General features: G+C 57.7%; 11 protein-coding genes and 1 riboswitch. Of the genes, 9 read left to right on the top strand and 2 right to left on the bottom strand.

Annotation, left to right across the window (positions count from 1 at the left end; translation table 11 throughout):
- Positions 1-3 precede the first annotated feature (3 nt).
- The gene (locus O9K67_RS16565; RefSeq protein ID WP_061494603.1) at positions 4-627 is read right to left on the bottom strand and encodes a glutathione S-transferase family protein; all 624 of its coding nucleotides are present in this window, start codon (positions 625-627) and stop codon (positions 4-6) included.
- A gap of 224 nt (positions 628-851) precedes the next feature.
- Positions 852-950, top strand: a riboswitch (guanidine-I (ykkC/yxkD leader).
- Between the two features lie 58 nt (positions 951-1,008).
- Between O9K67_RS16565 and O9K67_RS16560 the strand changes: the two genes are divergently transcribed.
- From O9K67_RS16560 to O9K67_RS16520, 9 genes are all read left to right on the top strand, one after another.
- The gene (locus O9K67_RS16560; RefSeq protein ID WP_061494604.1) at positions 1,009-2,067 is read left to right on the top strand and encodes a putative urea ABC transporter substrate-binding protein; all 1,059 of its coding nucleotides are present in this window, start codon (positions 1,009-1,011) and stop codon (positions 2,065-2,067) included.
- 18 nt (positions 2,068-2,085) lie between these two features.
- Positions 2,086-2,901, top strand: coding sequence for an ABC transporter permease (locus tag O9K67_RS16555; RefSeq protein ID WP_061494605.1), 816 nt, complete (start codon positions 2,086-2,088; stop codon positions 2,899-2,901).
- Positions 2,898-3,674, top strand: coding sequence for an ABC transporter ATP-binding protein (locus tag O9K67_RS16550; protein WP_061494606.1), 777 nt, complete (start codon positions 2,898-2,900; stop codon positions 3,672-3,674). The genes O9K67_RS16555 and O9K67_RS16550 overlap by 4 nt, the downstream gene beginning before the upstream one ends.
- 3 nt (positions 3,675-3,677) lie before the next feature.
- Complete coding sequence (locus O9K67_RS16545) at positions 3,678-4,403, top strand: urea amidolyase associated protein UAAP1 (protein ID WP_061494607.1); 726 nt, start codon at positions 3,678-3,680, stop codon at positions 4,401-4,403.
- A gap of 11 nt (positions 4,404-4,414) precedes the next feature.
- The gene (locus O9K67_RS16540; RefSeq protein WP_134318609.1) at positions 4,415-5,047 is read left to right on the top strand and encodes an urea amidolyase associated protein UAAP2; all 633 of its coding nucleotides are present in this window, start codon (positions 4,415-4,417) and stop codon (positions 5,045-5,047) included.
- Positions 5,048-5,199: 152 nt separating this feature from the next.
- A complete protein-coding gene (gene uca / locus O9K67_RS16535) occupies positions 5,200-8,802 on the top strand; it encodes an urea carboxylase (protein ID WP_061494609.1) in 3,603 nt (1,200 codons plus the stop codon).
- Complete coding sequence (gene atzF, locus O9K67_RS16530) at positions 8,799-10,598, top strand: allophanate hydrolase (RefSeq protein WP_061494610.1); 1,800 nt, start codon at positions 8,799-8,801, stop codon at positions 10,596-10,598. Before uca ends, atzF begins: the two co-directional genes overlap by 4 nt.
- A 99-nt stretch (positions 10,599-10,697) precedes the next feature.
- The gene (locus O9K67_RS16525; RefSeq protein WP_061494611.1) at positions 10,698-11,081 is read left to right on the top strand and encodes a biofilm formation regulator BssR; all 384 of its coding nucleotides are present in this window, start codon (positions 10,698-10,700) and stop codon (positions 11,079-11,081) included.
- Positions 11,082-11,260: 179 nt separating this feature from the next.
- Positions 11,261-12,373 carry a PQQ-dependent sugar dehydrogenase gene (locus O9K67_RS16520; protein ID WP_061494612.1) on the top strand — a complete coding sequence of 371 codons (1,113 nt, stop codon included), beginning with the start codon at positions 11,261-11,263 and terminating at the stop codon, positions 12,371-12,373.
- Between the two features lie 52 nt (positions 12,374-12,425).
- Here the strand turns inward: O9K67_RS16520 and O9K67_RS16515 are convergent, their stop codons facing one another.
- On the bottom strand, positions 12,426-13,055 hold the full coding sequence (locus O9K67_RS16515; protein WP_061494613.1) for a glutathione S-transferase family protein: 630 nt from the start codon (positions 13,053-13,055) through the stop codon (positions 12,426-12,428).
- Between the last annotated feature and the right edge of the window lie 142 nt (positions 13,056-13,197).

The raw sequence follows: 13,197 nt of genomic DNA, 5'->3' as shown, positions 1-13,197 counted from the left end.
GATTTACACCATCCCATTATTCCCATGACGCAAAAACGCCGGGCGCTGGTTTAAACGTTCAAACCATGCGTCGATGGCCGGTACATCCGGGTGATCAAATGGCGTCATCTTCCATCGGTTGACCGACAGACCCAGCACCACATCCGCCAGCGTAAAGGTGTTACCCGCCGCAAAAGCGCCGGTACGTTGCAACTGCTGTTCGAGAATGCCGATGCAGTGGTTCCACTCCTTAATGCCAGCGGCAATGGCCTGTTGATCGTTATAGGCCGGGTTTTTGCGTCCCAGTGCCGGGAAAACATAGCGCCAGGCGTTATTAAATTCGGTCGCCTGCCAGTCCATCCAGTGCTCGACATTGGCGCAGGCTTGCGGCTCGCCAGGTAACAGGTCGTCACGCCCGGCTTTGCGCACCAGGTAACGGCAAATGGAGTTGGATTCCCAGAGTGTAAAATCCCCGTCGATCAGTACCGGCACCATTGCGTTCGGGTTTAACGCACGAAACCAGTCGGTTTCCGTGGAGGCAAAACCGCTGCCGTAATCCTCCTGAATATAATCAAGACCCGCCTCTTCGCAGGTCCACAGGACCTTGCGCACATTAATCGATGTCGTTTTACCCAGAATCTTAAGCATGGTGCTGATACCCGTCCCGTGTGATTAATCGTTTAAAAACAATACACCAGCTATATACATTTGCACCACCGGGCGTGCAGCACCAGCGTGGTGCACTGCCTTGTGGTGGCTCACCAAAACAGGGATATCGTAGCGGTGCCTATCACTAACATCATGAGAAAAAAGGCAAAACACTCTGGCACAGGCCTTGCAGAAGTAAACAGGCAGTGCAACACACAATATGAAAAATAGCTGGCTAGGGTTCCGGTTCACCTGTGTGAATGTCTGGTCCAAGAGCTGGCGACCTCTGCGAGGTTACACGGCGGGACAAAAACCCGGGAGACAGCAGCACCATTGGGTGTCGCGCTGCCCCTAACTTTTTGTGCCAACCAGAGGTCAAGAATGAAGAAATCTTCCTTACTCCGCACGCTTGTGCTGTCGCTGGCAATGCTGGTCAGTCTCCCCACTTTCGCCGCCGTCAAAAAAGAGTTCAATGTTTGCTGGACCATCTATGCCGGATGGATGCCATGGGGCACCCTCAGCAGTAGCAAAATCATTGATAAATGGGCCAGCAAGTACGGCATCAAAATCAATGTCGTTCAGCTCAACGACTATATCGAATCCATTAACCAGTATACCGCTGGCCAGTTTGATGGCTGCACCATGACCAATATGGACGCGCTGACGATTCCGGCTGCTGGCGGGGTGGACAGCACGGCGCTGATCCTCGGCAGTTACTCCGAAGGCAATGACGGCGTCGTGATGAAAGGCGAAGGCAAGACGCTGAAGGACCTGAAAGGGATGAAGGTCTACCTGCCGGAACTCTCTGTTTCTCACTATCTGCTGGTGCGCGGGCTGGAAAAAGCCGGGCTGGCGGAAAAAGATGTGACCGTCGTGAACACCTCCGATGCCGATATTGTCTCGGCCTTCGCCACGCCGAATGTGCAGGCCGCTGTGGCCTGGAACCCGCAACTGTCGGTCATTAAAGCCACACCGAAAACCAGCGAAGTCTTTAGTTCTTCGCAGGTACCGGGCGAGCTTATCGACATGATGGTCGTTAACAGTGAAACCCTGAAAGATAACCCGGCGTTGGGTAAAGCGCTGACCGGCGCATGGTACGAAATGATGGGCCTGATGAAAGCCGGAGACACCAACGTGCTGAACGCGATGGCGGCGGCTTCCGGTACCGATCTGCCGGGTTACCAGGCGCAACTGAAAACCACCCACCTGTTCTATACCCCAGCGGATAACGTCGCCTTTGTCACCTCGGCTGAACTGGCGAAAACCATGCAGCGCGTGGCGTCGTTCTCCTTTGCTAAAGGTTTGCTGGGTGACGGCGCGCAGAGTGCGGATTTTATCGGCATGACGTTCCCCGGCAATGTCACGCAGGGCGATGCGAATAACGTGAAGCTGCGCTTTGATGACAGCTTCGTGAAAATGGCCGTTGCCGGCAAGCTGTGATAACTGACGGAGTTCGCCATGCGACAGATTAACCGCCATCCTGGTTCCGGTATGCGGATGATGCTCATCTTGCTGCCTTTCGTCCTGCTGCTGGCCGCGTATTTTATGGGCTCAGCGGTAAGGCTGGAGGCTAATCCACAGGACAAGCTGTTACCGGGCCTGCAACAGATGCTGGAGGCACTCTCACGGATGGCGTTTACCCCGGACAAACGCAGTGGTGAATACCTGTTCTGGGTGGACACGCTGGTCAGCCTGGCGCGCTTGCTGCTCGGGCTGAGTATCGCCTCGCTGCTGGGCTTGTGCATTGGCGTCACCGCAGGCGTGTTTCCGTTGTGGCGGGCATCGCTGTCGCCTTTGATGACGGTATTGTCGATGATCCCGCCGCTGGCGATATTGCCGGTGCTGTTTATCGTCTTTGGGCTGGATGAATTATCGAAAGTGATGCTGATTGTCATTGGCATCACGCCGATGCTGGCCCGCGACCTCGAACACCGCGCGTGCGAGATCCCGCCGGAGATCCTGATCAAAGCGCAAACGTTGGGGGCGAACAGCTGGACGCTGGTGCTGCGCGTGGTGCTGCCACAGTTACTGTCGCGGCTGCTGACTTCGCTGCGCCTGCTGCTCGGGTCGGCCTGGCTGTTCCTGATCTCCGCCGAAGCCATCTCATCGACTGCCGGACTGGGGTATCGCATTTTTCTTGTGCGCCGCTATATGGCGATGGACGTCATTATCCCCTATGTCCTGTGGATCACCTTGCTGGCATGGCTGATGGATCTTGCGCTGCGTCAGTTACACAAAACCTGTTTTCCCTGGGCGGAAGGGGGGAAGGCATGAGCTTTATCACCATCAACAATATCTGGCAGGAATATGGCGACCATGTGGTGCTGGAACGCCTGAATTTGCAGGTAAAAGAAGGGGAGTTCTGCTCAATGGTCGGTGCATCCGGCTGCGGCAAATCCACCTTTCTGCGTCTGTTGCTTGGGCAGGAAGCGCCGAGTCGCGGCAGCATCACGCTGGATGGCAAACCACTGACCGCAGAGCCGGACAGCAGTCGGGGCGTGGTATTTCAGCGCTACTCTGTCTTCCCACATCTGACGGTGCTGGATAACGTCACCATTGGTATCGAACTGCCGCAATCTCCGCTATTTGGCCGCCTCTTCGGGGCGAAAAAACGCGCCGCGCGTGAACAGGCGGCGCAGATGCTGGAGAAAGTCGGCCTCGGCCACGCGTTGCAAAAATACCCGGCGCAACTCTCCGGTGGGATGCAGCAACGTTTGGCCATCGCCCAGGCATTCATTATGCAACCGCGCGTTTTACTGCTGGATGAGCCGTTTGGCGCGCTTGACCCCGGCATTCGTAAAGATATGCATGCGCTGCTGTTACAGCTATGGGGCGAAACCCGCATGACCGTCTTTATGGTGACCCACGATCTGTCGGAAGGCTTCAACCTCGGCACCCGTTTGCTGGTGTTCGACAAGGTGCGTATCGATCCGCACGCCCCCCTGGCGTATGGCGCGCGCATCACTTACGACATCCCGCTCAATGAGACGCGGCTCTCCGCGCTGAGCGGCACGAGGCCCGATAACGTCTATGCATTAAGGAGTTAATTCATGACCACAAACATAACCCCTGTCACCCTGCGGGATGAGATCCTGCCGGGCGGCGGCCACCTCTCTTTTGTGCTCAAACGTGGGCAAATCCTGCGTATGACCGACATCGAAGGTGGCGCAAATGTCAGCCTGATGATGCTGAATGCCCATGAAAAAAGTGAACGTCTGAACTTACCGGACACGCTAAAAGGCCAGCACACGGCGCGCCTGACCGCCGGGCACTGTTTCTACTCCGATATGGGGCGCGTCCTGGCCGGGATCACGGCCGACACCTGCGGCTGGCACGATCCTTTTGGCGGTGTGCTGAATGCCGCCGAAGTGGCAGAAAAGTACGGACAGGGGCGCTATCAGGAGCTGCGCAACGGTTTCTTCCGTAACGGTACAGACAACCTGTTGGTCGAAATGGGCAAATGGGATCTCAACCTTGAAGATTTACTGATGGTGGTCAATTTCTTCAGCAAAGTGGCGGTGGATGACAACGGTCAGTTCAGCTTCCACCACGCACATTCGCAACCCGGCAGTTACGTTGAGTTGTTCGCACCGATGGATGTGCTGATGGTGCTGACGGCGCTGCAACACCCGATGGATCCCTCGTCAGAGTATGCGCCACGCCCGGTACGGCTGAGCTGGCGACAGGCGGAAGACCCGCAGGCGGCGATTAACGCCTTACTGACGCGCCCGGAAAACGAGCGTGCTTTCACCAATACCTACCTTTTCGCCCTGTAAGGAGTCATATGATGAGTGTCGTCAGTGAAAAACAGGTCTCACACGCCGCCTTCCGCCATGTGATCCCGGCAGGAGAACCGTATCTGTTTGAAGTGAAAAAAGGCCAGACGCTTCGTCTGCTTGATCTGGAAGGTAACCAGGCGGTGGATACGCTGTTCTATAACGCCGACAACCCCCGCGAGCGTTACGATCCGCAACGGACGCTGCGCCGCCAGAATAACGCTTACCTCACCACAGGCAGCGTGCTCTGGTCCAATATGGGCAACCCGCTGCTGACCCTTGTTGCCGATACCTGCGGTCGTCATGACACCCTTGGCGGTGCTTGCGCACAGGAGAGCAATACCGTGCGTTATGCGCTGGACAAGCGGCATATGCATAGCTGTCGCGACAATTTTCTCTGCGCCTGTCTGCACGATGGCCGCCTGCAAAAGCGCGACATTGGCGCAAACATCAACTTCTTTATGAACGTGCCGGTAACCGCGCAGGGTGGCCTGACCTTTGAGGAGGGGATTTCCGCGCCGGGCAAATACGTTGAGCTGCGCGCCGAGTGTAATGTCATTGTGCTGATCTCCAACTGTCCGCAGCTCAATAACCCCTGCAACGGCTGGAACCCGACGCCTGCCGAGGTGCTGATATGGAACTGACGCCAACCCGCTGGCAGCGCCTGCGTCTGGCGCTGTATCACCTGTTTGCTGTTCGCGCCGGGCGCATTTTGTCGTAACCGATTTTTCCCCATGGACGACCATGCGGTGAGCCGACTGTCGGCGGGACGACCCGCCACCATTGAGTCTGATCTATGTTTACGAAATTACTGATCGCGAACCGTGGGGCGATTGCCTGTCGTATTCTGCGTACGCTGCGGGCAATGAAGGTGGGCGGCGTGGCCGTCTATTCCGATGCGGATATCAGCAGCCTGCACATTCGCGAAGCCGACGAAGCGCTGAGCCTTGGCGATGGCCCGGCAGCACATACCTATCTGGTTACAGAAAAGATCATTGCTGCTGCCAAAGCCAGCGGCGCACAGGCGATCCATCCGGGGTACGGTTTTCTCTCGGAAAACGCCGCTTTCGCCGAAGCTTGCGAAGCGGCAGGGATTGCGTTTGTTGGGCCAACTCCTGAGCAACTGCGTGTTTTTGGTCTGAAACATACCGCTCGCGCACTGGCGAAAGCGCATGGTGTGCCGATGCTGGAAGGCACCGAATTGCTGGCAGACGTTGGCGAAGCGCTGCATGCCGCCAACCGTGTTGGTTATCCGGTGATGCTAAAAAGCACGGCGGGTGGTGGTGGTATCGGTATGCGCGTCTGCTATAGCGCCGCTGAATTAAGCGAGGCCTTTGATGCGGTGGTGCGACTAGGGAAAAACAACTTCAGCGATGCCGGTGTGTTTATCGAAAAATACATTGAGCGTGCGCGTCACCTGGAAGTGCAACTGTTTGGCGACGGCCATGGCGAGGTTATTGCACTGGGAGTGCGCGATTGTTCCGTGCAGCGCCGCAACCAGAAGGTGCTGGAAGAGACGCCAGCACCGAATCTGCCCGCAGGCATGGCGGAGGCGCTGTGCGCGGCCGCAATCAAACTGGGCAAAGCGGTCAGTTATCGCAGCGCTGGCACGGTGGAGTTTGTCTACGACAGCGACGCGCAACGCTTTTACTTTCTTGAGGTAAACACCCGCCTGCAGGTTGAACATGGCGTGACTGAACAGGTGTGGGGCGTCGATCTGGTTCGCTGGATGATTGCGCTGGCCGCGGGCGAACTGCCGCCACTGGCAACACTGTACGCGGGGCTGAAACCACACGGGCATGCCATCCAGGCGCGTGTGTATGCCGAAGATCCTGGCCGTCAGTTCCAGCCGTCGCCGGGCTTGCTCACCGACGTGGCGTTTCCGGCTGAGGATCGCCAGAGCCTGCGTATTGACCGTTGGGTGGAAGCCGGGTGCGACGTGCCGCCCTTTTTCGACCCGATGCTGGCAAAAATCATTGCCTGGCAGCCGACACGTGAGGCCGCCATTCGCGCGCTGCACACCGCCCTGGGCGAAACCCGCCTTTACGGCGTGGAAACCAATCGCTGTTATTTGCAGCAGATTTTAACCTTTACGCCTTTTGCCTGCGGTGAACCCTGGACCCGTTGTCTGGAAGGACTTCGCTATCAAGCCACCACGCTGGAGGTGCTGAGCGCCGGGACGCAAACTACGGTACAGGATTATCCGGGGCGTGTCGGTTATTGGGCCGTTGGCGTTCCGCCCTCCGGACCGATGGATAGCCGCGCGCTGCGCCTGGGCAACCGCCTGTTGGGCAATGATGACACTGCCGCCGCGCTGGAGATCACCCTGAGTGGGCCGACGCTGAAATTTAACTGTGACGCGCAACTGGTCGTGACCGGAGCGCCGATTGCGTTGACGCTGGACGGGCAGCCTGTATGCAGCAATCGCGTATTTCGCGTACGCGCCGGGATGATCCTGCATATGGGCGACATCAGCGGCGACGGCGTGCGCAGTTACCTGTGCCTGCGCGGTGGACTCAGCGTGCCGGATTATCTGGGCAGCAAAAGCACCTTTACGCTGGGGCAGTTTGGTGGCCATGCCGGGCGCGCACTGCAAACCGGCGATGTGTTGCATCTGTCGCCGCTGACCGCGCCGTGCAACGACGCGGAATTGCCGCCTGCATTACACACGATACTGGCCCCGGTGCGTGAACTGCGGGTGATTTATGGCCCGCACGGTGCACCGGAATATTTTACCCCGGCCTCTATGGCGACCTTTTTTGCCACCGATTGGGAAGTGCACTTCAACTCCAGCCGCACCGGGGTACGACTGATTGGCCCGAAACCGGAGTGGGTGCGCGACAGCGGCGGCGAAGCCGGGCTGCACCCGTCGAATATTCACGACAACCCGTACGCCATTGGCGCGGTGGATTTTACCGGTGATATGCCGGTGATCCTCGGGCCGGATGGCCCCAGCCTGGGCGGTTTTGTCTGCCCGGTAACCGTCATAGAGGCGGATTTGCACACCGTCGGGCAGCTGAAAGCGGGTGACAAAGTGCGTTTTATTCCGGTGGATATTGCCACTGCGCGCCGCCTGGCGCAGGCCGAATCCGCGCAAATCGCCGCGCTACAACCGGTTAATACACCCTGGCAGCCGATAGAACCGGGTTCGCCGATCGTGCTTGAGTGCGGTGAGGCAGACAAGCGCCTGGTGGCGCGTTTATCCGGCGATACGCACCTGCTGCTGGAGATTGGTGAGCCGGAGCTGGATCTGGTGCTGCGTTTTCGTGCGCATGCATTGATGCAGGCGCTGGAAGCACTGGCGCTGCCGGGGGTGATTGATCTGACGCCGGGGATCCGGTCGCTGCAAATCCACTATCAGCCGGAGGCGTTGACTCTGGCGGCGTTACTGGACACCGTTGCCGGGCAGTGGAGCCGTGTGTGTGAGCGTCAGAACCTGGATGTGCCGTCGCGTGTGGTCTGGCTACCGCTGTCGTGGGACGACCCCGCCTGCCAGAAAGCCATCGACAAATACATGACCACCGTGCGCCGCAATGCGCCCTGGTGTCCGAGCAACCTTGAGTTTATCCGTCGGATTAACGATCTGGCGAACATTGATGACGTCTACAAAACGGTGTTTGATGCCCGCTACCTGGTGATGGGATTGGGGGACGTGTATCTGGGCGCGCCGGTGGCGACGCCGCTCGACCCGCGCCACCGGCTGGTGACCACCAAATACAACCCGGCGCGCACCTGGACGGCGGAAAACTCTGTCGGTATTGGCGGTGCGTATCTCTGCGTATACGGCATGGAAGGGCCGGGTGGTTACCAGTTTGTCGGCCGTACGCTGCAAATGTGGAATCGCTACCATACGGTGGACGATTTTGCCGGTAAGCCGTGGCTGTTGCGCTTCTTTGATCAGATCCGTTTCTACCCGGTTTCCGCTGATGAGTTACTGACTATTCGCCGCGACTTCCCGCTGGGACGCTACCCGTTGCGCATTGAACAGACCACCCTGAACCTGGCGGATTATCAGCAGTTTCTCGCCGATGAAGCACCGGGGATTGCGGCGTTTCGCCGCCAACAACAAGGCGCATTTGACGCTGAACGTGAGCGCTGGATCGCCAGTGGTCAGGCACATTTTGACAGTGCCGAAACGAGGGGGGATGAAGGCGACGACGCACCGTTGCAGGCGGGGCAACTGGGCGTGGAAAGCCCGGTTTCCGGGAACCTGTGGCAGGTCAATGTGCAAGAGGGTGCCGCGGTATGCGAAGGCGATGTGCTGGTGGTTCTGGAGTCCATGAAAATGGAGATACCGTTACTTGCCACGCACAATGGCGTGGTAAGCCAGGTGCGCGTTCAGCCCGGCAGCCAGGTGCGTGCGGGACAATGTGTAGTGGTTCTGGAGAAAACAGCATGATGCATCCCTTTGATTTACGTCTTAACGTACTGGCGCAGGCTTACCGTGATGGTCGTTTAACCCCGCGTGAAGTGCTGATGACCGTGCGCGAGCGGGCCATCACGCTCAACCCGACCTTTAACGCCTTTATCCATATTCTCAGCGAGCAGGAGCTTGAGCCGTATCTGGCGGCGCTGGATGATGTTCCGCCTGCTTCGCTGCCGCTCTACGGTGTGCCATTTGCCATTAAAGATAATATCGATCTCGCCGGTATTGCGACCACGGCAGCATGCCCGGCATTCGCTTATACCGCCACGGAAGATGCCACCCTCGTTGCACAGTTAATTGCACTGGGTGCGATTCCGCTGGGCAAAACCAATCTGGATCAGTTCGCCACCGGGCTAAACGGAACGCGCTCACCGTACGGCGCATGCCGTAACAGCGTACATGCCGATTATCCGGCGGGTGGCTCCAGTGCCGGTTCTTCGCTGGCGGTAGCATTGGGGGTCGCCAGCTTCGCGCTCGGCACAGATACTGCGGGTAGTGGACGCGTTCCTGCTGCGCTGAATAACCTGGTCGGGCTGAAAGCCACCAAAGGCTTACTCTCAACGGCCGGAGTGATCCCGGCCTGCCGTACGCTGGACTGTGTGACTTTTTTCACGACCACAGCGGCGGAAGCCAGTCAGTTACTGGCACTAACGGCCAGTCACGATCCACGTGACGACTACAGCCGGACAAATCCGGCGTGGAATGGCGCACAGGCGTTCGGTACGCCAGAAGTGGGGTTCCGTTTTGGCGTTCCGGACACGCTGGAGTTTTTCGGCTGTACGCAGAGTGAAGCGCTGTTTAACGCTGCCAAAGCACGATTAATGGCGCTGGGTGGCGTGCCGGTCACTATCGACTTTGCGCCGTTTCTTGCTGCGGCGAAACTACTGTATGAGGGGCCCTGGGTCGCCGAACGCTACCACGTGGCCGGTGCGTTAATTGAACAGCAGCCGGAGGCCGTATTGCCGGTGATCCGTGCCGTGCTGAACAAGGCACCCGGCACTGACGCGGTGGCGACGTTTGATGCACAATACCGATTGCAGCACTACAAAGCGCAATGTGATGCCATTCTGGCGAATCTGGAATGCGTACTAACGCCAACCTATCCCCGCCCGGTAACGTTGGCGGAGTTGGCGGCGGAGCCGGTCAAACGTAATTCGGATCTGGGCTATTACACCAACTTTATGAACCTGCTGGATTACGCAGCAGTGGCGGTGCCTGCCGGGGTCATGGAGAACGGATTACCTTCCGGCGTAACGCTGTTTGGCCGCGCGTTTACCGATCAGTATTTGCTGAGTCTTGCCGATGCCTTCCAGCGCAACCAGTCACTGGCGTTGCCAGGCGGACGCCAGATCGACCTTGTGGCTCCGGCGGGGACAGCAACGAATGATCGAATGCAGATTGTCGTCTGCGGCGCGCATCTTGATGGTCTGGCGCTGAATGGGCAACTGCGCCAGCGGGGCGCGATACTGCGAGGTGCCGCGCACAGCGCGCCCCGTTATCGCCTGTATGCACTGGCGGACGGTAAACGACCCGGCATGGTACGTGATGCTCAGCACGGGGCGGCGATAGCCGTTGAAGTGTGGGATCTCCCCTCCAGTGAAGCAGGTTCATTTCTTGCCGGTATTCCCGCCCCGTTGGGACTGGGTAAGGTTGAGCTGGAGGACGGGCGCTGGCTGACCGGATTCATTTGTGAGGATTATGGTTTGCAAGGGGCGCTGGAGATCACGGCGTACGGCGGCTGGCGCGCATGGCTGGATCGCGGAATGTAAAGGATAACTGGCGTGTTCAAATATTGACCTCACGCATACTTTTGCGCAAAAAATGCTCATATGATGGATTGCCCATTGGCTGACAAGGGAGGAACCAGTATGACCGTTGACGAAATGGCACGACGTCTTCTTACGAAGTTGGTGACTTGCAGAAGCGACCTTGCCGGCTATATCCAGTTGTTGAAAGCAAAGGGGTATATGTCGGTTAGTGAAACCGATCGTCTACGTGAACGTTTCTTTGCACTTGCACTGGAGATTCGCGATAAAGGGGAACGGCTCAGCCAGATGCCGGACCGCGATGCCCGCGGCGCCCTTTATCGTGCGGAGGAGGCCCTCTCCTCGGCGGCAGTCTGTTTGATGAGTGGACGGCAGGATTGCCCTACCTACATCACGGTGAATGCCGACAAACTCGAACGTTCTTTGAATGTCCTCAGCTATTGCGTTCAGTACTTGAGTGAGCGTGCACCGTTGGAGGAAGCCTGAGATCAGAGAATGGGGGGAAATTTCCCCCCTTCTTGTTGATGAATGATCGTTCAGGTTGTTGTTTGATGTTCTGCTCTTCCCACTCCTGCTACCTGCTTAAGTTTTTGTAAAAATCGCTCTCTGAAACGGCATGCTGGCTAACCTTTATCCAGACTAATGGATGAAGACAGGAACGCCGTATGCGCCATATCCCTCTGTTATTACTCTTTTTTACCTCTGTACTGTTTGCTGCACCCGCCGCAGTAAACGTCACCGTGCTGCAAACCAAACTCGATCACCCGTGGTCGTTGGCCTTCTTGCCAGAGAAGCAGGGCATGTTGATCACATTACGAGGGGGGCAATTACGCCACTGGCAGGAAGGGAAAGGATTATCTGACCCGATTAATGGAGTGCCGAACGTGTGGGCGCATGGGCAGGGGGGATTGCTGGATGTGGCGTTGGCACCGGATTTCGCACAATCGCGCCGGGTATGGCTCAGTTATGCTGAAGCGGGTCAGGAGGGTAAAGCGGGGACGGCGGTTGGCTATGGGCGGCTCAGCGAGGATTTACGGCAACTTGAGGATTTCCGCACTGTGTTCCGCCAGCAGCCGAAACTCTCTACCGGCAACCACTTCGGCGGACGGCTGGTGTTCGATAGCAAAGGGTATTTGTGGGTGGCGCTGGGGGAGAATAACCAGCGTATCACCGCGCAGGAGCTGGATAAGTTGCAGGGCAAACTGGTGCGGTTGACGGATCAGGGGCAGGTCCCGAACGACAACCCGTTTGTGGGTAAGCCGGGTGCGCGCCCGGAAATCTGGTCTTATGGCATCCGTAACCCGCAGGGGATGGCGATGAATCCGTGGAGTCAGGCGCTATGGCTGAATGAGCATGGGCCGCGCGGCGGCGATGAGATTAACATTCCGCAAAAGGGCAAAAATTACGGCTGGCCTCTCGCCACCTGGGGCATTAATTACAGTGGACTGAAGATCCCGGAAGCGAAGGGTGGGATTGTCGACGGTACCGAACAGCCGATTTTCTACTGGGAAAAATCTCCGGCCATCAGCGGCATGGCGTTCTATCACGCGGCACAGTTCCCGCAGTGGCAACACAAACTGTTTATTGGCGCGCTGAAAGAGAAAAATGTCATCGTGATGAGCGTTAATGGCGACAAGGTCCGGGAAGATGGCCGCATTCTCGGCGATCGCGATCGGCGCATCCGCGATGTGCGCGTTGGCCCCGACGGCTATCTCTATGTCTTAACGGATGAGTCGGATGGCGAACTGTGGAAAGTCAGCCCGGCAACGACACCGTAGCGGATGTTGCCGGGCGCTCACGCCACCCGGCTATTGATTTAACGGGTCGGCATCAGGTGACCGGGATCATCACTGTATTTCGGAACCCCGGACGTTCACAGAGTTGCGCGTACCAACGCTGCAAATGGGTGTGCGGGCCCCAGTTCAGACCGGGAATATTGTACAGGTTGTAAATAAACGGCCCGACGGCAATATCGCCGCACCCAAAGGCATCGCCGGAGAGCCACGGCTGTTTGGCCAGGGCATCGTCCAGCAGAGTAAACATCCCATCCAGCGCCTGTTTTGCGGCGTCGATTGCAGCATTGTCGCGCTTTTCTGGCGGCGTGCGCACTAAGCCCATCAGCACCGGGCCATGTTTGGGTGCCAGCGTGCTCAATGCCCAGTCCATCCACTTATCACCCTGCGCGCGTATCGCCGGTTCTTCAATCCACAGGCGGCGCTGCCCGTACTGCGCAGCCAGATAACGCAGAATGGTGTTCGATTCCCACAGTACCGCGTTGGTTTCGTCATCGCGCAGCAGCGGCACCAGGCCATTTGGATTCATTGCCAGGTACGCGGCATCGTGGTTGAGCCCATACTGCCCGCCCGCCAGAATATGCTCGTACGGCAACTCCAGTTCTTCCAGCATCCAACGTACTTTTTTGACGTTGGTCGAATTATTCCTGCCCCATAGCGTTATCATTTCCCACCTTTTGCAAGTGAATCGTTGTGTGCCCTAATGGTGAGATAAAGTTAACGTTCTGGCAACGGCTGTGAAAAAGATTACGTCAACGGGGCGCAACGCGGTGTTATTGCGTAAACTTGAAAAACTTTACCCATTGATG

It is taken from the genome of Kosakonia oryzendophytica (assembly GCF_027886705.1).
In the GTDB taxonomy this organism is placed as follows: Bacteria; Pseudomonadota; Gammaproteobacteria; order Enterobacterales; family Enterobacteriaceae; genus Kosakonia; species Kosakonia oryzendophytica.
Note: the sequence above shows the minus strand (reverse complement) of the source record. Positions and strands in the feature narration are given on the sequence as shown.

What these genes read in the sequence shown, in the direction of transcription:
- uca (WP_061494609.1), top strand. Translation starts at nt 5,200, where the DNA reads ATGTTTACGAAATTACTGATCGCGAACCGTGGGGCGATTGCCTGTCGT.
- atzF (WP_061494610.1), top strand. Translation starts at nt 8,799, where the DNA reads ATGATGCATCCCTTTGATTTACGTCTTAACGTACTGGCGCAGGCTTAC.
- O9K67_RS16540 (WP_134318609.1), top strand. Translation starts at nt 4,415, where the DNA reads ATGAGTGTCGTCAGTGAAAAACAGGTCTCACACGCCGCCTTCCGCCAT.
- O9K67_RS16520 (WP_061494612.1), top strand. Translation starts at nt 11,261, where the DNA reads ATGCGCCATATCCCTCTGTTATTACTCTTTTTTACCTCTGTACTGTTT.
- O9K67_RS16550 (WP_061494606.1), top strand. Translation starts at nt 2,898, where the DNA reads ATGAGCTTTATCACCATCAACAATATCTGGCAGGAATATGGCGACCAT.
- O9K67_RS16545 (WP_061494607.1), top strand. Translation starts at nt 3,678, where the DNA reads ATGACCACAAACATAACCCCTGTCACCCTGCGGGATGAGATCCTGCCG.
- O9K67_RS16565 (WP_061494603.1), bottom strand. Translation starts at nt 627, where the DNA reads ATGCTTAAGATTCTGGGTAAAACGACATCGATTAATGTGCGCAAGGTC.
- O9K67_RS16560 (WP_061494604.1), top strand. Translation starts at nt 1,009, where the DNA reads ATGAAGAAATCTTCCTTACTCCGCACGCTTGTGCTGTCGCTGGCAATG.
- O9K67_RS16515 (WP_061494613.1), bottom strand. Translation starts at nt 13,055, where the DNA reads ATGATAACGCTATGGGGCAGGAATAATTCGACCAACGTCAAAAAAGTA.
- O9K67_RS16525 (WP_061494611.1), top strand. Translation starts at nt 10,698, where the DNA reads ATGACCGTTGACGAAATGGCACGACGTCTTCTTACGAAGTTGGTGACT.
- O9K67_RS16555 (WP_061494605.1), top strand. Translation starts at nt 2,086, where the DNA reads ATGCGACAGATTAACCGCCATCCTGGTTCCGGTATGCGGATGATGCTC.